Origin of the sequence: Nocardia australiensis, from assembly GCF_020733705.1 — a bacterium.
Taxonomy (GTDB): Bacteria; Actinomycetota; Actinomycetes; order Mycobacteriales; family Mycobacteriaceae; genus Nocardia; species Nocardia australiensis.
This window is the reverse complement of record NZ_JAJFZM010000017.1, coordinates 1-23,527: the sequence shown is the minus strand read 5'-3', so window position 1 is coordinate 23,527 and position 23,527 is coordinate 1. Positions and strand designations below refer to the sequence as shown.

The 23,527-nt window shown below is 65.6% G+C and carries 24 protein-coding genes and 1 pseudogene; 17 read left to right on the top strand and 8 right to left on the bottom strand.

The features are described 5' to 3' along the window. Positions 1–8 precede the first annotated feature (8 nt). The gene (locus tag LKE06_RS29335; protein WP_228002643.1) at positions 9–575 is read right to left on the bottom strand and encodes an amino-acid N-acetyltransferase; all 567 of its coding nucleotides are present in this window, start codon (positions 573–575) and stop codon (positions 9–11) included. Positions 576–766: 191 nt separating this feature from the next. On the opposite strand from LKE06_RS29335, the gene pgsA reads away from it, so the two are divergent. The 13 genes and pseudogenes from pgsA to LKE06_RS29270 all read left to right on the top strand — a co-directional run. Next, on the top strand, positions 767–1,426 hold the full coding sequence (gene pgsA, locus LKE06_RS29330) for a CDP-diacylglycerol--glycerol-3-phosphate 3-phosphatidyltransferase (RefSeq protein WP_228002641.1): 660 nt from the start codon (positions 767–769) through the stop codon (positions 1,424–1,426). 52 nt (positions 1,427–1,478) lie between these two features. Continuing rightward, on the top strand, positions 1,479–1,982 hold the full coding sequence (locus LKE06_RS29325; protein ID WP_228002639.1) for a CinA family protein: 504 nt from the start codon (positions 1,479–1,481) through the stop codon (positions 1,980–1,982). Between the two features lie 105 nt (positions 1,983–2,087). Further along, a complete protein-coding gene (locus LKE06_RS29320; RefSeq protein WP_228002636.1) occupies positions 2,088–2,549 on the top strand; it encodes a helix-turn-helix domain-containing protein in 462 nt (153 codons plus the stop codon). A 196-nt stretch (positions 2,550–2,745) separates the two neighbouring features. After that, positions 2,746–3,576 carry a phage shock protein PspA gene (gene pspA, locus LKE06_RS29315; RefSeq protein ID WP_228002634.1) on the top strand — a complete coding sequence of 277 codons (831 nt, stop codon included), beginning with the start codon at positions 2,746–2,748 and terminating at the stop codon, positions 3,574–3,576. Between the two features lie 37 nt (positions 3,577–3,613). Continuing rightward, positions 3,614–4,519: a phage shock envelope stress response protein PspM gene (gene pspM, locus LKE06_RS29310; protein WP_228002633.1), complete on the top strand. Its 906-nt coding sequence runs from the start codon at positions 3,614–3,616 to the stop codon at positions 4,517–4,519. A gap of 109 nt (positions 4,520–4,628) precedes the next feature. Further along, a complete protein-coding gene (locus tag LKE06_RS29305) occupies positions 4,629–4,802 on the top strand; it encodes a hypothetical protein (protein WP_228002632.1) in 174 nt (57 codons plus the stop codon). Between the two features lie 165 nt (positions 4,803–4,967). Next, complete coding sequence (locus tag LKE06_RS29300; protein ID WP_228003253.1) at positions 4,968–5,678, top strand: PIG-L deacetylase family protein; 711 nt, start codon at positions 4,968–4,970, stop codon at positions 5,676–5,678. Positions 5,679–6,042: 364 nt separating this feature from the next. After that, positions 6,043–7,206, top strand: coding sequence for a glycosyltransferase (locus tag LKE06_RS29295; protein WP_228002630.1), 1,164 nt, complete (start codon positions 6,043–6,045; stop codon positions 7,204–7,206). A gap of 50 nt (positions 7,207–7,256) precedes the next feature. Continuing rightward, positions 7,257–7,451, top strand: coding sequence for a DUF3046 domain-containing protein (locus LKE06_RS29290; RefSeq protein ID WP_228002629.1), 195 nt, complete (start codon positions 7,257–7,259; stop codon positions 7,449–7,451). Continuing rightward, on the top strand, positions 7,417–8,673 hold the full coding sequence (locus tag LKE06_RS29285; RefSeq protein WP_228002627.1) for a phosphotransferase: 1,257 nt from the start codon (positions 7,417–7,419) through the stop codon (positions 8,671–8,673). Before LKE06_RS29290 ends, LKE06_RS29285 begins: the two co-directional genes overlap by 35 nt. Positions 8,674–9,004: 331 nt before the next feature. Beyond that, positions 9,005–10,048, top strand: coding sequence for a recombinase RecA (gene recA, locus LKE06_RS29280; protein ID WP_228002626.1), 1,044 nt, complete (start codon positions 9,005–9,007; stop codon positions 10,046–10,048). Between the two features lie 274 nt (positions 10,049–10,322). Beyond that, positions 10,323–10,913 (top strand): recombination regulator RecX, encoded by a 591-nt coding sequence (gene recX, locus LKE06_RS29275; protein WP_228003252.1) that lies wholly within the window; start codon positions 10,323–10,325, stop codon positions 10,911–10,913. 347 nt (positions 10,914–11,260) lie between these two features. Further along, a pseudogene (locus LKE06_RS29270) lies at positions 11,261–13,192 on the top strand (Tn3 family transposase); the annotation flags it as partial. A gap of 12 nt (positions 13,193–13,204) precedes the next feature. Here LKE06_RS29270 and LKE06_RS32745 read toward each other — a convergent pair. Then, a complete protein-coding gene (locus tag LKE06_RS32745) occupies positions 13,205–13,339 on the bottom strand; it encodes a hypothetical protein (RefSeq protein ID WP_255650012.1) in 135 nt (44 codons plus the stop codon). A gap of 125 nt (positions 13,340–13,464) precedes the next feature. On the opposite strand from LKE06_RS32745, the gene LKE06_RS29265 reads away from it, so the two are divergent. After that, positions 13,465–13,941, top strand: coding sequence for a hypothetical protein (locus LKE06_RS29265; protein ID WP_228002625.1), 477 nt, complete (start codon positions 13,465–13,467; stop codon positions 13,939–13,941). Positions 13,942–13,994: 53 nt separating this feature from the next. Here LKE06_RS29265 and LKE06_RS29260 read toward each other — a convergent pair whose 3' ends face one another. Then, the gene (locus LKE06_RS29260; RefSeq protein ID WP_228002623.1) at positions 13,995–14,339 is read right to left on the bottom strand and encodes a recombinase family protein; all 345 of its coding nucleotides are present in this window, start codon (positions 14,337–14,339) and stop codon (positions 13,995–13,997) included. 408 nt (positions 14,340–14,747) lie between these two features. On the opposite strand from LKE06_RS29260, the gene LKE06_RS29255 reads away from it, so the two are divergent. Further along, complete coding sequence (locus LKE06_RS29255; protein WP_228002622.1) at positions 14,748–15,269, top strand: GNAT family N-acetyltransferase; 522 nt, start codon at positions 14,748–14,750, stop codon at positions 15,267–15,269. A 626-nt stretch (positions 15,270–15,895) separates the two neighbouring features. Here LKE06_RS29255 and LKE06_RS29250 read toward each other — a convergent pair. The 4 genes from LKE06_RS29250 to LKE06_RS29235 form a co-directional block, all read right to left on the bottom strand. After that, positions 15,896–16,789, bottom strand: a complete 894-nt coding sequence (locus tag LKE06_RS29250) for an amino acid ABC transporter permease (protein ID WP_228002620.1) — start codon at positions 16,787–16,789, stop codon at positions 15,896–15,898. After that, entirely contained in the window at positions 16,786–17,466 is a 681-nt protein-coding gene (locus LKE06_RS29245) for an amino acid ABC transporter permease (protein ID WP_228002618.1), read from the bottom strand. Before LKE06_RS29245 ends, LKE06_RS29250 begins: the two co-directional genes overlap by 4 nt. Positions 17,467–17,557: 91 nt before the next feature. Further along, positions 17,558–18,394, bottom strand: coding sequence for a glutamate ABC transporter substrate-binding protein (locus LKE06_RS29240; RefSeq protein WP_228002616.1), 837 nt, complete (start codon positions 18,392–18,394; stop codon positions 17,558–17,560). A 47-nt stretch (positions 18,395–18,441) separates the two neighbouring features. Beyond that, positions 18,442–19,170: an amino acid ABC transporter ATP-binding protein gene (locus LKE06_RS29235; RefSeq protein WP_228003250.1), complete on the bottom strand. Its 729-nt coding sequence runs from the start codon at positions 19,168–19,170 to the stop codon at positions 18,442–18,444. 259 nt (positions 19,171–19,429) lie between these two features. Between LKE06_RS29235 and miaB the strand changes: the two genes are divergently transcribed. Together miaB and LKE06_RS29225 are read left to right on the top strand one after the other, a co-directional pair. After that, positions 19,430–21,007, top strand: a complete 1,578-nt coding sequence (gene miaB, locus LKE06_RS29230) for a tRNA (N6-isopentenyl adenosine(37)-C2)-methylthiotransferase MiaB (protein WP_228002615.1) — start codon at positions 19,430–19,432, stop codon at positions 21,005–21,007. Positions 21,008–21,398: 391 nt separating this feature from the next. Next, positions 21,399–21,989, top strand: coding sequence for an Rv2732c family membrane protein (locus tag LKE06_RS29225; RefSeq protein WP_443678142.1), 591 nt, complete (start codon positions 21,399–21,401; stop codon positions 21,987–21,989). Between the two features lie 183 nt (positions 21,990–22,172). On the opposite strand, the gene LKE06_RS29220 is transcribed toward LKE06_RS29225, so the two are convergent. Beyond that, a partial coding sequence (locus LKE06_RS29220) for a DUF349 domain-containing protein (RefSeq protein ID WP_228002613.1) occupies positions 22,173–23,527 on the bottom strand: 1,355 nt, incomplete at its 5' end.

Below are 23,527 nucleotides of genomic sequence, written 5' to 3'. Positions count from 1 at the left end.
GCTTCCTGTCAGAGATTCAGCAGCATTCGAGTGTTGCCGAGGGTGTTGGGTTTCACGAAGCTGAGGTCGAGGAATTCGGCGACACCGGTGTCATAGGACCGGCACATCTCGGCATATACCTCGGCGGTCACCGGTGTGCCATCGATCTCCACGAAGCCGTGCCTGGAAAAGAAGTCGACCTCGAAGGTCAGCACGAATACCCGGCTCAGTTCCAGTTCCCTGGCCACCGTGATCAGCCGTTGCACGATGAGCTTTCCTATGCCGTGTCCCTTCACGTCGGGATGCACCGCCACCGTGCGTACCTCGCCGAGATCCGCCCACAGGACATGTAGCGCGCCGCAGCCGATCACCCGGCCGTCGAGTTCGGCGACCCAGAATTCCTGTACCGCCTCGTACAACGTGACCAGGTTCTTTTCCAGCAGGATCCGGCCGGCGTAAGCATCGACGAGAAGTTTGATATCGGGCACATCGGAGGTTCGAGCACGACGCACAGTGGGTAGGGAATTATGTGCGGCAGGTGCCGCGCCCGGATGCGCGTCGCTGGTCGAACCACCTAGTGGTCCCCGAGAGGTCATGGGGTGCACAGTAGTCGGCCCGGTTACCGATAGGCTGGGGGTGTGCCGCACATCCGATCGCTCCGCTCACCGCTTCGCGCGGAGCGGCGTGACCGAGCGTGGACGCGGCCCATGAGCGAGCGGATCTTGTCACCGCTCGAGCCTCGTGCGCGAGCCATGTTCTCGTGCGCTGCCCCCGGTGGGGCAGGGGTATGAGCGTGCAACCCGACGAAATAGATCGCCGTTGGACCGAGCCGAGTCCGGCGCACTCCGGGTTCGTACCCGCGCCGGTTGAGCCGGTGGTTCCGCTGATGAATATCGCGAACGTGCTGACGATGATGCGGATCGCGCTCGTGCCGTTGTTCGTGCTCGCATTGTTCGCAGACGGCGGTCACCAGACCGGTTGGCGGATCACTGCGGCCGCACTGTTCGGTATCGCCGCAATCACCGATCGCTTCGACGGGCAATTAGCTCGCAAATACGGACTGGTCACCGATTTCGGCAAGCTCGCCGATCCCATCGCGGACAAGGCGCTGATCGGTTCGGCGGTGATCGGGCTCTCGGTACTCGGTGACCTGGCGTGGTGGATAACGATCGTAATCTGTGGTCGCGAGATCGGGGTCACCCTGTTGCGGCTCGCGGTGGTGCGCCGTGGCGTCATCCCGGCCGGGCATGGTGGCAAGTTGAAGACGCTGGTGCAGTCCGTCGCCATCGCGGTGCTGCTGTTGCCGCTGGCCGGTGGATTCGCTACTGCGGGAATGGTTTTGATGTATGTGGCTGTCGCGCTGACGGTACTCACCGGGCTCGACTACGTGGGGCAGGCGGCCAGGGTCTGGTTCGCTGGCTCGTCCGGTCGCGCACGCGGGGCATGAACGAGTACGTCGGCGCGGTCCTCGATCATGCCGGAGTCTTATGGGCGTGGTCATGACCGATCCGCTGATCGCTGGCGCGCCCGCCGCCGAGTTGGTGCGGGCGCTCGCCGCCGCCGGGCAGACCGTCGCGACGGCGGAATCCCTCACTGCGGGTCTGCTCGCCGCGGCCATCGCCGGAGTGCCGGGCGCCAGCGTGGTGCTGCGCGGCGGTTTGGTGGTGTACGCCACCGATCTCAAACACACCCTGGCCGGTGTCAGTGACGAATTGCTCGCGGCCCACGGTCCCGTCGCGGCAGGCACGGCCGAGCAGTTGGCCGTAGGTGCGCGGATCAGATGCTGCGCGGACTGGGGTGTCGGGCTGACCGGCGTCGCCGGGCCGGACGAACAGGACGGCCATCCCGTCGGCACCGTCTTTCTCGGGCTGGCCGGTCCCGGGCACACAGAGGTGGTCCGTTTGAAACTCCACGGTGACCGGTGGAGTATCAGAATCGGTGCGACGCACACGGCTATCCGGGAGTTACTGCGGGATCTGCGGGGTAATCGAAGTTCGCTGTGACGGGAACCAACCGGCAGGCGTTCGACGTTGTGTCAGAAAGGACGGCATGCGCAGTGCTCGACCGCGCCGCGTATGGCCCGCTGCCATGGAGCGAAGGAGAACGAGATGACGCTGCTGCGAGAGGCGATCGGGGACAGTCTGCGGCGTGCTCGTCTCGCCCAGAATCGGACTTTGCGTGAGGTCTCCACCTCGGCGCGGGTGAGTCTCGGCTATCTGTCGGAGGTCGAACGCGGTCGCAAGGAGGCATCCAGCGAACTGCTGGCCGCCATCTGCGCCGCCCTGGATGTGCCGCTGTCGAGGGTGCTCTGGGATGTGAGCACGATCATGGCGGGCGCTAACGGGGTGCCCGCTCGCGAGTCCGCCCACGCCGCCGCTACGCCGGAGACCGAGCAGACCGCCGCGGTCGAGCCCGACGAGCCCGCGCTGGCACCGGCGTCCGCGTCGGCACCCGCGACCGCCGCCATGTCGGTGGCCGGAGCCGGTTCGCCGCCGCACATCGCGCAGGACACGCGGATCGTCATTCCGGCGCCGAAATCCGACATGCTGGTTCTGGTGAAGGGCATGTGACGCACGAGCAGTGGTGGCAGCCGCCGGCAACGCTGCGGACCGGTGCCGAGAACGGATAGATTCTCCCTAGGCGTCGGAAGGCCGGGTCCGCCCGGCTGGGTGCCACATGGTGGAGGATAGGCACATATCGGGTGCGTGACGGTCGCGCACTACAGTCGTGGCAACGCGGCACATCAGATGGAGGCGGGATCAATCGATGGCTAATCCGTTCGTGAAGGGCTGGAAGTACCTGATGGCCCTCTTCGATTCGAAGATCGAGGAGCATGCGGATCCGAAGATCCAGATTCAGCAGGCTATCGAGGAAGCTCAGCGCCAGCATCAGGCCCTGTCGCAGCAGGCCGCATCGGTCATCGGCAATCAGCGTCAGCTGGAGATGAAGCTCAACCGTCAGCTCGACGAGGTCGAGAAGCTCAATGCCAACGCGCGCCAGGCGGTGACCCTCGCCGACCAGGCCGCCACCGCGAACGACACCGAAAAGGCGATCCAGTACACCAACGCGGCCGAGGCGTTCGCCGCCCAACTGGTCACCGCCGAACAGTCCGTCGAGGATCTGAAGGTCCTGCACGACCAGTCCCTGCAGGCGGCCGCGCAGGCCAAGAAGGCGGTCGAGCAGAACGCGATGCTGTTGCAGCAGAAGGTTGCCGAGCGCACGAAACTGCTCAGCCAGCTCGAGCAGGCAAAGATGCAGGAGCAGGTTTCGGCCTCGCTGCAGCAGATGGACTCGACGCTGTCGGCCCCCGGTTCCACGCCGAGCCTCGACGCCGTGCGTGACAAGATCGAGCGCCGCTACGCCAATGCGCTCGGCTCCGCCGAACTCGCCCAGAACTCGGTGCAGGGACGGATGCTCGAGGTGCAGCAGGCCAGCATCCAGATGGCCGGGCACAGCAAGCTCGAACAGATCCGTGCGTCGATGCGCGGCGACGCGCTGCCCGCGGGCGGCACCGGCGCACCGGCGGTCAATCCGGCCCAGGCACAGGTGAATCCCGCACAGCCGCAGATCAACAAGGGGCAGACCGCGCAGCAGTAGCCGCGAGGGTGAGAACGGGTTCGGTGGGAGAGCAGCCGTGAGTCGAAAGCAACTCCACGAGCGGCAGCTTCGTGCAAAACCGGCCGCCGAGCGGTTGGGCCGTCGAGTTGTCGTACGCGCCCAGTCCGCGATCGTGCCGCCCGGTAGTCTTCCGGACAATCTGCGCGAGGCCGGTGAACATGCGTTGTCGGCGGTGCGACGCTGGGCAGACCCGAGAGAACGCGAGTTACGCAAGCGCCGCCGGGCGCGCCGACGTAGCTTCCAACTCGGCACCGCGTCCGGAATTACGACGGCGGGAACCGTCGGACTCGCCATTATCGCCGCCCCCGCCTGGGCGGTCATCGTGGTCGGAGGGGGCGCCGTCGCCCTCGTCACGGGAACCGCGCTGAGCGCCCGCCGCTATTTGAGATTGCGGAGTTCGCCATTGCCACACGCGAGCTTCGTGCCGAGTAGACAACCCCCGCTGTGGTCGCGCGCCCGGGCATCGATCGGCAGGCTGATCCACGCGGAGCGGGCCATGCACGGATTGACCGCACAGATCGCCCGATCGAAGCGGCTTCCCGACGACGAATTGGCCGACATGATGGAAACCGCGGAATCGGGTGCCGCCGCCCTGCACGCGCTGGCCGCCGACATCACCGCGATGGAGCACGCGCTCGGGATGATGGGCGCAACGACCTCCGACGCGACGGCAGGAATTTCCGGCAATGTCGGGTTGGCCCTCACTCGCCTCGATTCGGGGGTCGTCGAATACGAGCAGGTAGTCGCGGCCGCCGGGCGAATCCTCGCAGTACCCGAAACCATTGTGCTGCGACACGATTTCGACATGATCGTATCGGACCTGCGCCACGCCGCGGATCGACTCGACGGCTGGGCGCAGGCGCTCACCGAGGTCGCCGACCATCAGGTGACCGGTGCTCGAGCGCCTCGGGGTCTACCCTGATCTTTCCCCGATATTGGTGGTGACCTGGTGATTTTCGCCTTTTGTGCTGCCACGATGGAGAAGTCGGATCGTCGAGTGGCGGTTCGCCCTAGACCCTCTGGAGGCTGGCATGTTGTGGAAGATTATCGGTGTCGTAGCGGTCGTCTGGATCGCGCTCGCCATCATCGGCGCACTCATCAAGGGGCTGTTCCCCATTCTTCTGATCAGCGCCGTGGTGTTCGGTCTGTACCTGCTGTACAAGGCGGTGTCGGGCTCGGACAAGTCCTCCGTCACCAAGTTGTAGCCCCGCCTGTTCGCGGGTGCCCACGATGTCGGTGGACAAGCGGTAAGTACCAGGAACGGCAATCACGGGGGCGTGAACAGGGCGCGCAACCAGGTTCGGTGCGCGCCCATGTGGTTTCGGCAGACATAGGTCGTCGCGATCGCGCAGAGTGTTTGAATGGCTCTTGTGGAGCAGCTACCTGAGGACTGGCAGCGCGGGCTGGTGATCGCCGCACACCCAGACGACATCGAATACGGCGCTGCCGCGGCCGTCGCGCGGTGGACCGATCAGGGGAAGGACGTTCGCTACGTTCTGGTCACCAGCGGTGAGGCTGGGATTGCCGGGATACCGCCCGTGACAGCGGGGCCATTGCGTGAGGCCGAAGAAATCGCGTCTGCCAAGATCGTCGGCGTACATCAGGTGGAGTTCCTCGGCCACCCGGATGGTCGAATAGAGGGGAACCTGGCATTGCGCCGTGATCTTGCCGCCGCGATCCGGCGTCATCGGCCGGAGTTGGTGGTGCTGTTCAACTTCGGCGATACCTGGGCACCCGGCTACGTCAACAGCGCCGACCATCGCGCGGTCGGGCGAGCCGGTCTCGACGCCATCTCCGATGCGGGCAACGAGTGGATCTTCCCCGAACTCACCGATCTCCCACCGTGGTCGGTGCGCTGGGCAGCTGTGGTCGGCCCAACCGTGACACACGCCGTCGACGTCACGGGCACCGTCGACCGGGCCGCGGCATCCCTGGCCGAACACCGCCGTTACCTGGAGGTTCTCCGTTCCGAACCGGTTGCCGACCAGGTGCGCGCCATCGTCGAGCAGGCCACTGGCCCGCAAGACGGATTCCCCGCCGCACATGCCGTCGGCTTCGAGCTCTATACCTTCGCGGGCTGACGGCCGCGCGGGGGCCGATCCGTGGCCTCGGATCCTTACATCGGCGATGTATGCGATGACAACGCGGGGATTCCGGGCGAGTGGGCGCGATTCAGTTCGCGGCAGCGACGCGCTCTATGACAGCCCGCCGCCGCGACCGGGCTGATCCCAGATGTCGGCGCAATCGCTCAGCAGGCTCATCAATTCATCCACAGTGCGGATGGGCACTGTCATCCTCGAGCTACGGTCTCAATGGTCTAGACCATCGTGGCATCTCGCGTTGTGCGCTGCGGGGCCATTGCACATCGCCTGGGGAAACATCCTGCGGGCGGGCAAGACGTGATGGCTTCGCCCGGCGCGATTGTCAGTGTGGCAGTCTGGTCGAATGCGTGTTGCCGTAGTAGCTGGGCCGGATCCAGGGCATGCGTTTCCCGCGTTGGCGCTGTGCGAACGGTTCCTGGCCGTCGGCGATGAGCCCGTGCTGTTCACCGGACCGCGGTGGTTCGATGCCGCCCGGGATGCCGGTATCCCGGTGCGCAGGCTCAAGGGCCTCGCGCCGCGCGCGGTCGACGACGACAGTGACGCGGGCCGGCGCATTCATGAACGGGCCGCACATATTTCGACGGAAATCCTGCCGGACCTGAGCGCGATGCTGCCGGAGCTGGTGGTGTCGGATGTGCTCACCGCGGGTGGCGGCATGGCCGCCGAACGACTCGGCGTGCCGTGGGTGGAGCTGTCCCCGCATCCGCTGTACCTACCGTCGAAGGCGTTGCCGCCCATCGGGAGCGGACTCGCGCCGGGGGAGGGTGTGCGCGGCAAACTGCGCGACAACGTATTGCGCACCATGACCGCCAGGGCCATCCGCAACGGTCTGCGTCAGCGTGAACATGCTCGCGAGAGCGTCGGGCTGCCCGCCACCGACCCCGGGCCCGCCGCCCGGCTGATCGCCACCCTGCCCGCCCTCGAGATGCCGCGTCCGGACTGGCCGGACAACACGCATTTGGTCGGCCCGCTGCTGTGGGAGCCGACGAGCGAGCTTCTTTCGCCGCCGCTCGGAGACGAACCGCTGGTGATGGTGGCACCGTCGACCGCGCACACCGGCGTCGTGGGCATGGTCGATACCGTCCTGGAGGCATTGGACGGAGCCGGTGTGCGTGTGGCGATTTCGATGCTGGACACCCCGCCGGCCGGCCTGCCCGATTGGGCGAGCGCCGGACTCGGCCGCCAAGACGAATTGCTCACGCACGCTTCGGTTGTCGTGGGTGGCGGTGGCCATGGGTTGCTGGCCAAATCGTTACTCGCGGGGGTCCCGATCGTTACTGTTCCCGGTGGCGGAGACCAGTGGGAACTCGCCAATCGTGCCGTCCGGCAAGGCAGTTCGATCCTGATCCGTCCACTCACCGCCGAATCCGTGCGTACCGCCGTGCTCGATCTGCTCGATGACCCCGGCTATACCGCCGCCGCCGAGGCCGCGGCAGCGGGAGTCGCCGCGGTATCGGATCCGATCCGGCTGTGTCATGAGGTGCTCGACAATGTGAGTGCCCGGTAGGAGCCTGGGCCAGCCGCGCCGACCGCGCGGGCACGAGTATCTTGAACCCGGTGCGGTTGACCGAGTTCCAGGAACTGTTGCACACCGAGTTCGGGGTGGCCCGCGGTGATGCACTGCTGACCGATCATGTGATCCCGGCGATGGGCGGACGTACCGGCGCCGCCGCCATCGAGGCGGGCGTCGATCCACGGGATGTATGGCGCGCATTGTGTGCGGACTTCGATGTGCCCCGCGGCCGCTGGTAAGAATTTCCGCCTCGACGAGCGGCTGCGCATGGTTGCCGCCGATCGGGAGCGGCTGACCGCTCGGGTCGCGGCGGCCCGGCCCGCCGACTACGCCGACTTCCGCCATCTCGGCACCGACCTACTGCTGCTCGGTCGCTACGAGGAGGCCCTCGACCAACTCGATCGCGCGCTGGAGCTCGCCGATACCGAGCGGCGGCGGGCCGCGGTACTGATCAATCTGGGCGACGTGTACCGCTACCGGGGTGATGTGCCGACCGCCGAATCGCTCTATCGGCATGCGCTGGCACTCGCGCGCGGCGACGTGCCGGAGGTGCAGTCGTTTGCCCTGCAGCACCTGGGCACGGCACTGGCCGAGCAGGGCAGGCTTATCGAGGCACGGACGCTTTTGGGTGAGGCGCTGGCACTGCGTAGCGCGGAGTCGGATACAGAGCTGATCGAGTCGACGCGCGCGACGCTCAACGCGTTGGATCGGCTGCCGATCGAATGGCCCGAGGCCGTATCCGCGCTATTCGGCGATGCGCCGAGGTATTCGGATGAACATGAGGGACTCAGCGGCGGTGTCACGTTCGTCAACGGCACCTACTGGGTAAAGCGTGGTCCCGGGGCGGTCGCGGAGCACGCGCGGATGAACTGGCTGCGTAACCGCGGGATTCGACTGCCTGGCCTCGTCCTGTTCGACGAGGACGTCCTGGTGCTGGCCGACGCCGCAGTGCCGAGTCTGGCGGCTCGGGCAGACAATGGGACGCGGGTCACCGATACCGCGTGCGCGACAGTCGGCGCGATCATGGGTGCGTTGCTGCGGAGACTGCACAGCATTCCGATTGCCGAGTGCCCGTTCGACGGGGGACTGGATGTCATGCTGGCGCAGGCCCGTAGACGTGTGATCGAGGGTTTGGTCGATCCGGCCGATTTCGATGACGACCACCGTGGCCTCGACCCCGGGCAGGTGCTTGCCAGGCTGCTTTCCGAGCGCCAGGATGAGGCGGACCTTGTTGTCGCACATGGCGATTTCACGCCCGCCAACATGCTGGAGGGCGGCATTCTGATCGACGTCGGCGGTCTCGGTGTGGCGGACCGATATCGCGACCTCGCGCTCGCCGCGCGCGATCTGTCGGACGACTTCGGCGCCGATGAGGTGCGCACCTTCTTCACGGCGTATGGACTCGACAAGCCCGATCAGCGTCGGCTGGACTACTACCGGCTGCTCGACGAACTCTTCTGAGACTTCGGCGGCGCTCAGGGTTTCTTCGCGTAGTGCCCAGCCGCCTTGGTGCGGTTGCCGCAGGTTGCCTCGATCCGCCGGGTGTTCATCAGGCGCAGACGCTGTTGGACAGTGATCGGATTTCGCTGGTGCGATGATCTATTTCGCTGGTGCGATGATCGATAGCTAACTGTTGTCCCAGGCCGGAGAAGTCGCTTCCGGAGTTGCCGGGCACGTCGCTTGACTCGAACACCTGTTCGTCTAGGCTGGTCGTCAGAACTTGTCGGTGCCGCCCTCTAATGTGGGCGCCAACCAAAAAACGAGACTCACCCGTCGAAAAGGGGATCAAGACATGGCACCACAGGCCTACGACCGCGACAAGGCGCTCGAGCTTGCGCTGGCTCAGGTGGAGAAGAGTTTCGGCAAGGGCGCGGTCATGCGACTCGGTGAGGAGGCCCGCCAGCCCATCTCGGTGATCCCGACCGGTTCCATCGCGCTGGATGTCGCCCTCGGCATCGGAGGGCTGCCGCGTGGTCGTGTTGTGGAGATCTACGGTCCGGAGTCCTCGGGTAAGACGACCGTCGCACTGCACGCGGTGGCCAATGCGCAGGCAGCGGGCGGTGTCGCGGCCTTCATCGACGCCGAGCACGCGCTCGATCCCGAGTACGCCCGCAAGCTCGGGGTCGATACCGACGCCCTGCTCGTCTCGCAGCCGGATACCGGTGAGCAGGCGCTGGAAATCGCCGACATGCTGATCCGTTCCGGCGCGCTGGACATCATCGTCATCGACTCGGTGGCCGCGCTGGTGCCGCGCGCCGAGATCGAAGGCGAGATGGGTGATAGCCACGTGGGTCTGCAGGCCCGCTTGATGAGCCAGGCGCTGCGCAAGATGACCGGTGCGATGAATAACTCGGGCACCACCGCGATCTTCATCAACCAGTTGCGCGAGAAGATCGGTGTGATGTTCGGTTCTCCCGAAACCACCACGGGCGGTAAAGCGCTGAAGTTCTACGCCTCCGTCCGCCTGGACGTGCGCCGCATCGAGACGCTCAAGGACGGTACCGACGCGGTCGGTAACCGTACCCGGGTGAAGGTCGTGAAGAACAAGGTCAGCCCGCCGTTCAAGCAGGCCGAGTTCGACATCCTCTACGGCCACGGCATTTCCAAGGAGGGGTCGCTCATCGATATGGGTGTCGAGCACGGCTTCGTCCGCAAGTCAGGCTCTTGGTACACCTACGAGGGCGACCAGCTGGGGCAGGGCAAGGAGAACGCCCGCAAGTTCCTGCTGGAGAACACCGATATCCGCGACGAGATCGAGAAGAAGATCAAGGAAAAGCTCGGTATCGGCGCCGATGTGACCGCGGGTGACGCGGCCGAGGTGCCCGCCGATTTCTGATCCGATGAACGACCGACGTATGCCGCAACGTTCCGGTCGGCTCGCTCCCGAGGAGCGGGCCGACCCGGTGAACGATGCGCGGCGCCGGTTGCATGAACTCCTGTCCGCTGCCGGCCGATCCGCCGATCCGGTCGCCTCGGACATGGGAGGAACCTGGTCGGGCGCGCTCGAACCGCAGCGGGCGCGCTCGACCGGGGCCGTATCGCGGCGTAGGGGATCGCAGACCGGCCCATCGGACGATTCTGGTTCGGGAAGCCGATGGGAGGCGGATTCGGTGGCGGCCGGATCCGAGTGGGGTCCATCGGGACCGAAACAGGCCGGCACCCGCCGGTCCTCATCGGAACCAGCCCCGCAGGGCGGGACGGTTGAGCAGGCAAAGGATGCGTGTCTACGCCTGCTCGCCGTCCGTGCTCGAAGTCGCGCCGAGCTCGCACAACGCTTGGCGGCCAAGGGATTTACCGCCGAGGTGTCCGAGAGTGCCCTCGCCCGTCTCACCGACGTCGGCCTTATAGATGACGCCGCCTTCGCCGAAGAATGGGTGCACGCCCGTCATACCTTCTCCGGTAAGGGGAAACAGGCACTGGCCCAGGAACTGCGTCGTAAGGGTGTCGCCCAATCCGACGCCGCTCCCGCGCTCGCGGCTATCACCGCCGATGACGAGGAATCTCGCGCCATCGACCTCGTCCGCCGGAAACTGCGGACCATGCCTGCAAACCTGGATCGCGACAAGGCAATTCGCCGCCTGGTCGGCATGCTCGCCCGTCGCGGCTACAACCAGTCCACCGCTTATCGGGTGGTGAAAGCGGAACTGGCAGCCCATGGCTCGGCCGCTGACGCCGAAAATCTTCCCGATTCGCTCGATTAGCGCGAGCAACGCGACAATCGGCCATTCCACCGGCCTGCGTGCCGTGGTCCGATACACCATCGGCCCATCGGCAGCGTCCACCGGCTCGGAGTTGTCGCCGCGAACAGGGGTTCCGGTAGTAACCGCGCAAAAACCAACGAAGTTCGGGTAGCCGCTGGTCGGGCGGTTTCGTGGTTCTGGCTGCGGCGCTGAGTGTTTGGTGCTTGGCTTGTCTGCCGATGAGGTTGTTCGGCGCGGGTGGAGGGTGTGGTTCGTGGCGACGCGGGTGTTCGCGGACGAGGAGTTGGAGCGTCTGCGGGGGTTCCCGGAGATCAGCCGCGAGGAGCTGTTCCGGTATTTCACGCTGACGCCTGCGTGCCGCGCTCGCACAGGCCAAACCGCGCCTTCCCCGTGATCACGGACATCTGGCCGCCCTGGATTCCTCCTACAACTATCCGCGCCAGTTCACCCCCGCGGTGCTGGAATCGGTTCGTTTCGCTGGTGGCACCGCGGCGAGCGAGCTGCTGATCGCGGTCGCGATGCTGCGCGAACTGAACGCCACCGGGCGCCGCAAGGTCTTCGACGAAGCACCGGCGGGGTTCGTCCCGGCGAAGTGGCGTGGTTACCTCGACCAAGCCCGAAAGACCGGCAGCTCGACCGCGTATCGGCACTACTGGGAGTTGTGCGTGCTGCTCGGGTTGCGGGACGGGTTGCGCAGCGGGGACGTGTTCGTGCCCGGCTCACGCCGCTACGCCGACCCGGCCGCTTACTTGCTCACCGCCGAGCAGTGGGGCCCGCAGCGCGTCGAGTTCTGCCGCTTGGTCGGCAAACCCGCCGATCCGGGGCGGGCGCTGGCCGAGGTGGTCGACGAGCTGCACGCCGCGGTCGCCGAACTCGAGGCAGTGCTCGATGACGGGGACGGCCCGGTCCGGGTGGACGAGGCCGGGGAGCTGGTGATCTCACCGTTGACCGCTGAGGACGTTCCCGACGAAGCGAAGGCGCTCAAGGCGGAGCTGACCGAGATGCTGCCGTTCGCGCCGATCGTGTCGCTGCTGATCGAGCTGGACAAACGCACCGGGTGTTTGGACTGTTTCACCCACGCCGGTGGAAAGCAGTCCCGTACACCGGAGTTGAAACGCAACCTGATCGCGGTGCTGCTGGCTTACTCGACGAATCTGGGGTTGACCCGGATGGCCGAGGCCTGCGGCATCTCCTATGACATCCTGGCCTGGACTTCGGAATGGTATGTGCGCGAGGAGACCCTGCGCGCGGCGAACCTGGCCCTGATCGACTACCACCAACGGTTACCGCTGACCTCGGTGTTCGGTGCCGGGACGCTCTCGTCGAGCGACGGGCAGCGGTTCCCCACGCGCGGCAAGTCGATCACCGCGCGGGCGTTGAGCCGTTATTTCGCCAACGAAGGGCTCAGTACCTATACCCACGTCACCGATCAGCATGCCACCTGCGGCACGAAGATCATTGTCGCCACCAAACGTGAAGCGCACTATGTGCTCGATGAAATCCTCGGTAACGCAACGGATCTGCCGATCACCGAGCACGCCACCGATACCCACGGTGTCACTTTGGTGAACTTCGGGTTGTTCGACCTGCTGGGGATGCAGCTCTCGCCCCGGATCCGGGACCTGGGCCGAATCACCCTGTATCGGCCCGGCGCTCGCGCCGAGACCGAGGCCCGTTTCCCTCATACCGGGTCGTTGATGACGCGCAAGGCGAACCTGGATCTGATCGATGAGCACTGGGACGACCTGCTGCGGTTGGCCGGGTCGTTGAAGTTCGGGCACGCCACCGCCTCGCTGCTGGTTGGCAAGCTCTCGGCGTCCGGGCGGCAGAACACCCTGGCCGCGGCGCTCAAGGAGTACGGGGCGCTGCGGCGCACCATCTACGCCGCGAAATATCTCGCCGATCCGGACTATCGGCGCAAGATTGCTCGCCAGCTCAACAAGGGCGAATCGCTGCACGCGCTGCGCCGGGACCTGCTCTACGCGCACGAGGGCATGATCCGCGCCCGCCAGCTCGAGGATCAGACCGAGCAAGCGTGGTGTTTGACCCTGGCTACGAACGCGGTGATCGCTTGGACCACAGAGTATTACGGTCTCGCGGTCGAGCAGATGCGCCGTGCTGGACGGCGCATCGATGACGAGGTTTTGGCCCATATCAGTCCGGCGCACGGCGAGAACATCAATTTCTTCGGCGCGATCGAGGTCGATATCGACGCCGAGCTCGCGGCGCTCGGACCGACCGGCTATCGGCCGCTGCGGGTGCGCGACACCCTGTTCTGACCGGATGCCGCGCTATCGGGTGCCGAGCAGTGCCGAGACCGTGGCCCGCTCGGTGGCGAGGTCGATCGGTGCGCCGGCGAGGGTGTCGAGCAGCTGCCGCAGCGGCCACTGGTGCAGGGCCCCGTAGCGGGCGGAGTAGAGCGCCACGGTGTGGAGGCCGAACGCGTCGATGGTGTCGAACAGGACGTAACCGATGACCTGGTAGATGTCGGCCAGTGAGAGTGAGTCCGAGCGCTGGCCGGATTTTGCGGTTGAGGCTGCCCAATCGCGTCTTGAGTTCGATCAGCACGCCGTCGACGATGAGATCGGCGTCCGCGCCGCAGTGCAGCGACGCCGCAGTTCCAGAAGTCGGTGTTCGACACCACCGCGTTCAGCAAGGCTCATCGCGATCTCGCCGAGGCGTTCAAGGAGACCGGGAAGAAGCGCACCTGGCGCAGGTTCGTGAAGCGGCCGGAGACGACCTTTCGGCGTGGATCGCCCGCGCTTGCCTGGCCCGGTTACTCTCGGCGGCAGCGCGGACGAGCCGCGAATGGGAGTTGGCCCACCCGGAGCAGGCCGCCGCCGCTCGTGCACAAGACGCGGTCCGGGCGCTGGAAGCAGAAGCCGAACGCGAAATCACCGACCACGCCCACGCCCTCGCGGACAGCCGTGGCCACAACACCGCCCCCACCACCGCGGACTACCTCGCCGCCCACCGCCACGTCCGCGAACTGCTCGACCGTGCCGAGGAACAACTGCGCCGAGGCTGAGAACACACCACCGGACGGGCGAGATCGGTCCCGCACCAACAACTCCCGAGCACTCACCGTTCGAGGTTGCGGTAGACGGTCTTGCGGGACACCGCGAACGTCTCGGCGATCTGGGCGACGGTGTAGCGGCGGCGTCCGCGCTCGTCGCACTCGGCATACATCTCGCGTGCCTTGAGCACCTGTAACTCACTCATGCTCGGCGGGCGCCCGCCGGCGCGGCCGCGGGCCCGCGCGGACTCCAGACCCTCGAGGGTGCCCTCGCTGATCAGGTCGGCCAGCATCTCGTCCATCGCGGCGATGACATGGAACAGGAACCGCCCGGCCGCGGTGAGCGCGTCGATCTGGGAATCGTCTTTCTGCCCGCGGGTCGAGACCCGCGCGTACCCGAACCGAGCCATACCCCGGACTGTCCCACAAAGGGCTGACATCTGCGGTTTCGTCCCATAGAAACCGCACACGAGTTGTGACCCGAATTGTCTTGGCGGCGAGCTGGGCTGATGCATCGGACTCGACGACGTGCCGCCGTGGGACAAAAACGATCATTTCTGTCACACATCGGTAGCGCGGTGAACGCGCGCAGCGGTGACGGCGCACCCGGTCGCAGCCCACGCAGGCCGTCCCAGTCGATGAGATCGAACTCGGCTTAACGTGCCTGATAACATCGGTTGTCGCGAGATTCGCGCATGTATGCGTTCGGAGGTTGATGAATATGGCTGCCGCGAGCTGTATTCAGCATGTCTTCTTCCGGTCCGCCCGAGAGTGAAACGCGTGGGCCGGGTCAGGCTTCACAGGACAAGGACCCCAACGTGTCTCGCATTCTCACTAACGATCCCGCAATTCTGACCACTGCGCGTCTCCTGCTGCGTTCATGGACCGGCACCGAAGCCGCCGCCGTGCTCGACGACGACCGGCAGGCCGATTGGGCGGAAGATTTTCCCTCCGAAGGTGACAGGGTGATCGCCTCGCTCTTCGCTGAGCATCCGGCATGGCTGCAACCCCACGGGCAACGACTGATCATCGAACGCGCCACCGGATTGGTGGTCGGCGCGATCGGACTGTTCTGGCCGCCCCATGGCGGACAACTCGAGATCGGCTACGGTGTCGTGGCCTCGCGGCGGGGCCAGGGCTATGCCGCGGAAGCGACTCGGGCCTTGACCGAATTCGCGTTGGCAGTGCCGGATGTGGATACCGTCTTTGCCGATGTCGAGTTGGCGAATCCCGCATCGGCGCGAGTGTTGGAAAAGGCCGGATTCCACCGAGTGGGCGAGAGCCGTGGCCCCAAGGGCGAGCACCTGGCCCGCTACCATACGGTGGCTGGCCAGCTGTAGTCGATAACGGTGCCGACGCTGGTCTATGCGGCGTCGGCATCATCTGCTTCTCAGATCCCGGCCCTGGAATTCTGAAGCTGGCCCATCGTTGTCGTTCCGCTGTTCGTAAAACGGCGGTGAGGGTATCGCAGCGGACGGAATCCGACGGTGCACGCTGCGTCGGTCTACCCAGGTGATGAATGACCGTCATCGATCAGCCACAGTCTCTCAACACCTGGGGTTGTCCGAAACAGGGTGCACCGGAAGGATTTCCGTCCCCTGCATACCCGTCACCGCCGAAACGGCGACAGTCGCTTGTCGTACGTAACGCCGTTGTTCCGAGGCACACCGACCGTCGAGCGCACCTTGCGACCGGGAAGAAAACGCAGGCGCCCGGCGAATCCCTCACCTACGTCCCGATGCAATCCATGATCCCACCGCGACGAGCTGCACACCACCAAACTTCAGGAAATAAGGCCACGACCAGCAGCTACCCGAACTTCGTTGGTTTTTGCGCGGTTACTACCGGAACCCCGAACACCCATATAGCGTTCGACGCGAGGTTCGCTCGCGTCGAACGCTATACGGCTTCAGCGACCGGCACGGCTCCCACCAGGTTTCGCCGAATGCCACCGTGCCGATCTCGGCTACTTCGCCGTGAGATCGACGCCGGGTACTGAATCGGTGAGGATTGAATCGGCCGCCACCACGGTGCCGCCCTTACGTTTGCGCCCACGCAACCGCTTCTCCACCCTGGTCGCGACCAGGGTCAGTGCACTGTTGAGCGCGATCATGATGACCGCGATGACCATCAGCGACGGAATCGTGTTCTGCTCGGAGGCACCGAGTTGCTGGCCCGACCGCACGATTTCGACGTAGGTGATCTGATAACCCAGCGCCGAATCCTTCAACGCGACAACCATTTGCGAGATCAGCGCGGGCAGCATGGCCGTGATCGCCTGTGGCAGCAGGATCAGCCGCATGAGCTGTCCTTTACGCAGACCGAGCGCGACCGCGGCCTCGGTCTGGCCCTTCGGCAATGAATTGATGCCGGCCCGCACAATCTCCGCGATCACCGAACCGTTGTAGATGGTCAACGCGGTGACTACGGCGGCCAGCGCCAGATCGTCCACCTTGAACAGCTTGTAATCGGAGAAGATCGCGAACAGGAAGATCATCAGAATCAGCACCGGGATGGCCCGGGCCAGTTCGACGATGGCGCCGGCGATCCAGCGCACCACCCGATGCTCCGACAGTCGCAGGATGCCGAAGATCATGCCGAGCGCCATCGCGAAAACGATCGACAGCAGCGCCGCGACTACCGTGCCCTTGAGGCCGGGCAGCAGATAGGTGGTCCAGATTTCCTTCTCCAGGAAGGGCTTCCACTTATCGGCGGTGAACTGGCCCTTGTCGGCGAAGCCGCTGTAGAGGTACCAGAGCGCGCCGACGGCGACGACCACCACCAGCACCGAGTAGACGTTGTAGCGGATGCGCGCACGGGTGCCGGGCGCATCGAACAGGACGGATGCGCCTGCGCTCATCGGGCAACCTCGTATCGTTTTGCGAGCCAGCCGAACAGCAGACCCAGCGGCAGGGTAAGGATTACGAAGCCGAGCGCGAAGATTGCGCCGATGGCCAGCAACGCGGCCTCGGAGTCGATCATGCCCGCCATCAGGTGTGCGGCCTCGGCGACACCGATCGCCGAGGCGATCGTGGAATTCTTGGTCAGCGCGATGAGCACGCTGCCGAGCGGCGCGATGACCGAGCGGAACGCCTGCGGCAAGACGACGAGGCGCAGATTCTGACCGAAACTGAAGCCGAGCGACCTGCCCGCCTCCGATTGGCCCATCGGCACCGTGTTGATGCCTGAGCGTAGCGATTCGCAGACGAAGGCCGCCGTGTAGATGCTGAGCCCGACGATCGCGAACCGGAAGTTGTTCTGCGCCACCGATTCAGGGCCCTCCGGCGCGAGCCGCCAGCCCATTGTCGTATAGAGACCCAGCGAGCAGAACACGATGATCAGCGTCAGCGGGGTGTTGCGGAAGAGGGTGACGTAGGCGGTGCCGACCGCGCGGGCGACCGGAACCGGGGACACGCGCAGCGCCGCGACGATGGTGCCGAGCACCAGTGCCGCTATACCCGACAGTACGGTCAGCTGGATGGTCACCCAGAAAGCTTCGAGGATTTGATCGTCGTACCTCGAGATCAGGTCGAACACGGCGGACGCGTCCCTCCGATCGGTGTGGATTTACAAGGGGGCAGCGGCGAGTGGTCCGGCCCGGCAGGTCCGGACCACTCGCACACGGGACTCAGTACCGGACGACCGTCGGCGGCGTCGGAGCCTGGTACCCGGAGGCGCCGACCGTGTCGTCGAATGCCTTCTTCCAGGAACCGTCGGCGATCATGGTTTCGATCGCGTCATTGACCTTGTCGCGCAGTTCCTGATCGCCCTTTTGCAGGCCGATCCCGTAGTTCTCCGTCGTGAACGGCTTGCCAACGACCTTGAACGAACCCGCACTCTGCGCGGCGTAGCCGGCCAGGATGATGTCATCGGTGGTCACCGCGTCCCATGATCCACCCTTGAGCCCCTCGAGGCACAGTGAGTAGGTGTCGTTGGTCTGCAGCTGGGTGTCGGGGTAGTTCTTCTCGATATTGCTCGCAGGAGTCGAGCCCTTGACCGAGCAGACCTTCTTGCCCTTGAGATCGTCCGGGCCGTTGATGCTGGTGTTATCGGCGCGCACAAGCAGCGACTGGCCCGCGATGTAATAGGGACCGGCGAAGTCGACCTTCTCTTTGCGCTTGTCGCTGATCGAATAGGTGGCGACGATGTAGTCGACCTGACCATTCTCGATAAGCGTCTCGCGCTGGGCGGACGGGGCCTCCTTGAAGGTGATGTCCTCGGTCTTGACGCCGAGCTTGCCCGCCACATATTTGGCGACTTCGACATCGAAGCCGCTGTAGGAACCGTCCTTGTTGCGCAGGCCGAGGCCCGGCTGGTCGAACTTGATTCCGATGGTGAGTTTGCCCTCCTTGGCGTTATCCAAGGCGGATTTGCTGTCGCCTCCGCCGCAAGCGGCTGCGGTGGCGGCGGTCAGTGCCAGGGCGATCGCCCCGACACTGACTCGAAGCGCACGGTTGATCCTCATCGCGTTCCTTCCCTCATCATGGTTTCGATGGTCTTATCGGCAAATGGTCAGTGGCTCAATATCTTTCCGAGGAAGTCCTTCGCGCGCTCGGATTTCGGCGCGGTGAAGAAGGATTCCGGTTCGGCGTCCTCGACCACCTGTCCGTCGGCCATGAACAACACTCGGTTTCCGGCACGGCGAGCGAAGCCCATCTCGTGGGTGACCACCAGCATGGTCATCCCTTCCTTGGCCAGCGACACCATCACTTCGAGCACCTCTTGAACCATTTCGGGGTCCAGTGCGGAGGTGGGCTCGTCGAACAGCATGACTTTCGGGTTCATCGCCAGGGCTCGGGCAATGGCTACGCGCTGCTGCTGGCCACCCGACAGCTGCGCGGGGTACTTGTCGGCCTGGTTGGCGATACCGACGCGTTCGAGCAATTCCATCGCTCGTTTGCGTGCGTCGTTCTTGGCGACCTTGCGCACCTTCAGCGGCGCGAGCATGACGTTTTCGAGAATTGTTTTATGTGCGAACAGGTTGAACGATTGGAACACCATTCCGACATCGGCGCGCAGAGCGGCCAGCGCGCGGCCCTCGGCGGGCAGCGGCACGCCGTCGATGGCGATATCGCCGGAGTCGATCGGCTCCAGTCGATTGATGGTGCGGCACAGTGTCGACTTTCCGGATCCGGACGGACCCAGAACGATGACGACCTGTCCCTGGGGAACTTCGAGGTTGATCTCACGCAGCACGTGCAACTCACCGAAGTGTTTCTCCACATTGCGCATCGAGATCATCGGCGCACCGGTTTTGGTGCCCTCATCCCCGGTCGTGGCGGCCCCGGTCATATCGGGCGCGGCAGCGGCGTCGGTCATGATCCAAGACCTTAAGCCGAAATCGCGGATTTGCCCGAGTTTCGGCGACACACCGCATCGCCGCGCCGAATAGACACGTGGATGTAACATTTTGGCGCGGGCCGCGTGGCCCCGCCGATGCGGCCCGAGCCTGCGCCGATGCGCTCGAAAATGCTGTGGTGGGTCCCCGTACCCTGGACGGGTGGATTCGATCGGACAGGCAGTGTTGTCGCCCACCCAGCTCCCGGCCGAGGGCGGGGGGCGCAGTTACGAGGTCCGCACCTTCGGTTGTCAGATGAATGTGCACGATTCCGAACGCTTGTCGGGCCTGCTGGAGGACGCGGGATACGTGAAGGCCGCGCCGGGGGCGACTGCCGACCTGGTTGTCCTCAATACCTGCGCGGTCCGCGAGAACGCGGACAACAAGCTCTACGGCACGCTCGGGCATCTGGCGCCGATCAAAGCCGACCGGCCCGGTATGCAAATCGCCGTCGGCGGCTGCCTGGCGCAGAAGGACCGCGACGTCGTCGTGCGCAAGGCGCCGTGGGTGGATGCGGTGTTCGGTACACACAACATCGGTTCGCTGCCGGTGCTGCTGGAGCGTGCCCGCCACAATACCGAGGCGCAGGTGGAAATCCTGGACTCGCTAGAGGCGTTCCCGTCCACGCTGCCCGCCAAGCGGGAGTCCGCGTACGCGGGCTGGGTGTCCATCTCGGTGGGTTGCAACAACACCTGCACCTTCTGCATCGTGCCGTCGCTGCGCGGCAAGGAGGTCGATCGCCGCCCCGGCGATGTGCTCGCCGAGGTGCAGGCGTTGGTCGACCAGGGCGTACTCGAAGTGACCCTGCTCGGGCAGAATGTGAACTCCTATGGCGCCTCCTTCGCCGATCCGGACGAGGCTCGCGACCGTGGCGCGTTCGCCAAGCTGTTGCGCGCTTGCGGCACTATCGACGGGCTGGAGCGAGTGCGGTTCACCTCGCCGCATCCGGCCGAGTTCACTGATGACGTGATCGAGGCGATGGCAAACACCCCGAACATCTGCCCGCAACTGCATATGCCACTGCAGTCCGGCTCGGACCGGGTGCTCAAGGCAATGCGCCGCTCCTACCGCAAGGCGCGTTACCTCGGCATCATCGAAAAGGTCCGTACGGCAATGCCACACGCGGTGATCACCACCGACATCATCGTCGGCTTCCCCGGGGAAACCGAGGAGGATTTCCAGGAGACCCTCGACGTGGTCCGGCAGGCGCGTTTCACCAGCGCCTACACCTTCCAGTATTCCAAACGCCCTGGTACCCCCGCCGCCGATATGCCTGACCAGGTGCCCAAAGCCGTTGTCCAAGAACGCTATGACCGGCTGATCGCGCTGCAGGAGGAGATCTGCCTCGGGGCGAACCGTGAGCTGATCGGCACCGAGGTCGAATTGCTCGTCGCCGAGGGAGCGGGCAAGAAGAACGCCGCCACCGCGCGCATGAGCGGCCGCGCCCGCGACGGACGGCTCGTGCATTTCCGCCCGCCGGTGGCGGTCGCGGAATCGGGTGGCCCCGGCACGATCCGGCCCGGCGACGTCATCACCGTCGATATCACCGGCGCCGCCCCGCACTACCTGATCGCCGACGGCGCCGTCCGTGGCCACCGCCGCACCCGCGCCGGCGATGCGCATGAGCGCGGCATCACCCCCAAGACGGAACCGATCGGTGTCGGCCTCGGTCTGCCGCGCATCGGCGCACCGGCCCCGGAACCGGCCGCCGCGGGCTGCTCCAATGGCTGCGGTACATGAGCGAGCGGCGCGCACTCAACATCAGCGAGGTGTCGATATGAGCGGATCGCTGGGCGTGGACGGTGACCCCACGCATGGCCGAGGTGATGCGGAGCGCGCCTCCAACGGCGACGATTCGCGCGCTGAGGATATGAATCAGCCTGTGCCCGAAGAGGATTCGGACCAGCCCCAGGGCCTCGGCCACGTTGATCGGACGTCCGGCGGCGATGCCGAGGCCGATGCGGCCGGAGGAGATCTCGCCGCCGACAACGTCGCGCCGAAGTTGGACGCCACCGACCCGACGGCAAATACTACTTCGCGTAGTGGGCCGGTCGCGAAGGGAGGGGCCGACGATGGCACAGTAGAGCCCGGCACAGCCCACCATCACGACGCCGAACGAAACGAGGGCCAAGTGAACTCGGTCGAAAGCAGCAACAACTTCGAACAGTTCCGCGACGATCTCGACATGGTCGAGCGCCGCATGGCCGGCGAAATAGATCCAGGGGTCCGCGCCATGGTGGTCGCGGGCACGGTGTTCGTGCTGCTGGTGTCGCTGATCCTGCCGCATGCCGGGACCGCGCGCGGCTTCGACATCCTGCTCGGCACCGACGCCGCCCACGCTGAGCACATCGGACTGCCCTCGCGAATCTTCGTCTGGTTCGTCGTCATCTTCGGCATCGGCTTCTCGCTACTCGCGCTGATGACTCGTCGCTGGGTGCTGGCCTGGATCGCCGTCGCCGGATCCGCCATGGCCAGCGTCTTCGGCGTCTTGTCCATCTGGCACCGGCAAACCCCTGCGGTCGGCGGCCCCGGTGGCGCCAACTACTTCGGCGCGGGCCCAGGCATCGGCCTGATCCTCGGCACAATCGCTATCATCGTGCTCACATTCCACTGGGTGCGCGTCGTCTGGAGCCGGACCGCCGTGCAACTGGCCGCCGAAGAACAACGCCGTATCGCCGCCGCCGCCGAAGAGGAAGAACGCCGCAATCGCGGTCTCGGTTGATTTGCAGCGCCTGCGGCGCTGTGTGTTCGCGAGCGGTCGCTCGTAAAGCTCGCTCCGTGGTGGGTGTGTCAGGCGGGGTGTGACGGACTGTGCCCCGCTGCGTCGGTGGTGTCGTGCTGATGGCCCCGGACATCAGCTGGCCGCGAAAGATCAGCTCGGTGGCGGGGCTGGGGCCGCGATGGCTCACAGATTGCTGACGGCGCCCTCAGCGGCGTCGGCCCATTCGCGCCATTGCTTGGCCTGTTCCAGTGCCTTCTCGGCGTCGCGCTTATTACCCGCGGCGGTCGCTTTGGCGGCCTGTTCCTCGAATTGCGCTACGCGTTCGCGGAACTGGGCGGCTCTGGCCATTGCCTCAGGGTCGGTGCGTCGCCACTGCGCGTCTACCGCGTCGCGGACCCGCTTTTCGATGGCGCGCAGCTTGCCTTCCAGGTCCTGGATGCGTTCGCGCGGCACTTTGCCGAGCGCGTCCCACTTGTCCTGCAATTCGCGCAGCGCGGCGCGGGCCGCGTCCAGGCCATTGGCCGGATCGATGTGTTCGAAGGCCCGCAGCAGCTCCTCCTTCGCGGCGGCGTTGTGCTCGAATTCGGCGTCGCGTTCGGAGGCGGAAGCGTTGCGGGCGGCGAAGAATACATCCTGAGCGCTCTTGAAGCGCCGCCACAGCGCCTCATCGGCCTCGCGCGGTGCCCGACCCGCGGCCTTCCACTCGACGAGCAGATCGCGGAAGATGCCCGCGGTACCGACCCAGTCGGTGGACCCGGACAACTCCTCGGCGCGGACGCAGAGTTCTTCCTTACGGGTCTTCGCGGCCGAGCGTTCGCGATCGAGTTCGGCGAAATGGGCGCCACGGCGACGGTTGAACGCCTCACGTGCCTTCGAGTACCGCTTCCACAGCGCATCGTCGACCTTGCGATCCACGCCGCGAATGGACTTCCATTCGTCGAGGATTTCGCGCAGCCGATCACCCGCGGCTTTCCATTGGGTGGATTCGGTGGCGATCTTCTCGGCCTCAGCGCACAGCGATTCTTTGCGTTCGGTGTGCTCGTGCCTGGCGCGGTCCTTTTCCTCCTTGGCGTGCGCCGCCGCTTCCTCGGAATGTTCGGCGATCGCGGCGAGTCGACGCGACAACCCGTCGATATCGCCGATGACGGCGGCGGTCGGCAGCGACTCGGCGAGAGTGACGGCCGCGGCCTTGGTTTTGCGTGCGTCCGCGCCGGCCGCCAGGCGTGCCTCGAGCAGCGCCACCTCGGTGGCGAGATCGTCGAACCGGCGACCGAAATGCGCCAAGCCCTCGGCGGCGTCACCGGCCTGCCAGGAGCCGACTATCCGTTCACCGTCGGCGGTCTTCACCCATGCGGTGCCGTCGTCATCGACGCGGCCCCAGACGTTGGGGTCGCTGGCCGTGGGGACACTGACCGGGTGCGGGTGCTGTTGGGCAGGGCCGGGAGCCGGCTTGACCGCATGCGGTTTGGGGTGGGCCTGCGGGGCACCCGGTTTAGGGGCACCGGGCTTCGGGACATCCGAGGGGCGCGGTGTCGTGC

What these genes read in the sequence shown, in the direction of transcription:
- LKE06_RS29295 (WP_228002630.1), top strand. Translation starts at nt 6,043, where the DNA reads ATGCGTGTTGCCGTAGTAGCTGGGCCGGATCCAGGGCATGCGTTTCCC.
- LKE06_RS29320 (WP_228002636.1), top strand. Translation starts at nt 2,088, where the DNA reads ATGACGCTGCTGCGAGAGGCGATCGGGGACAGTCTGCGGCGTGCTCGT.
- LKE06_RS29335 (WP_228002643.1), bottom strand. Translation starts at nt 575, where the DNA reads ATGACCTCTCGGGGACCACTAGGTGGTTCGACCAGCGACGCGCATCCG.
- pgsA (WP_228002641.1), top strand. Translation starts at nt 767, where the DNA reads ATGAGCGTGCAACCCGACGAAATAGATCGCCGTTGGACCGAGCCGAGT.
- pspA (WP_228002634.1), top strand. Translation starts at nt 2,746, where the DNA reads ATGGCTAATCCGTTCGTGAAGGGCTGGAAGTACCTGATGGCCCTCTTC.
- LKE06_RS29240 (WP_228002616.1), bottom strand. Translation starts at nt 18,394, where the DNA reads ATGAGGATCAACCGTGCGCTTCGAGTCAGTGTCGGGGCGATCGCCCTG.
- LKE06_RS29235 (WP_228003250.1), bottom strand. Translation starts at nt 19,170, where the DNA reads ATGATCTCGATGCGCAATGTGGAGAAACACTTCGGTGAGTTGCACGTG.
- recA (WP_228002626.1), top strand. Translation starts at nt 9,005, where the DNA reads ATGGCACCACAGGCCTACGACCGCGACAAGGCGCTCGAGCTTGCGCTG.
- LKE06_RS29260 (WP_228002623.1), bottom strand. Translation starts at nt 14,339, where the DNA reads ATGGCTCGGTTCGGGTACGCGCGGGTCTCGACCCGCGGGCAGAAAGAC.
- LKE06_RS29250 (WP_228002620.1), bottom strand. Translation starts at nt 16,789, where the DNA reads ATGAGCGCAGGCGCATCCGTCCTGTTCGATGCGCCCGGCACCCGTGCG.
- LKE06_RS29305 (WP_228002632.1), top strand. Translation starts at nt 4,629, where the DNA reads ATGTTGTGGAAGATTATCGGTGTCGTAGCGGTCGTCTGGATCGCGCTC.
- LKE06_RS29325 (WP_228002639.1), top strand. Translation starts at nt 1,479, where the DNA reads ATGACCGATCCGCTGATCGCTGGCGCGCCCGCCGCCGAGTTGGTGCGG.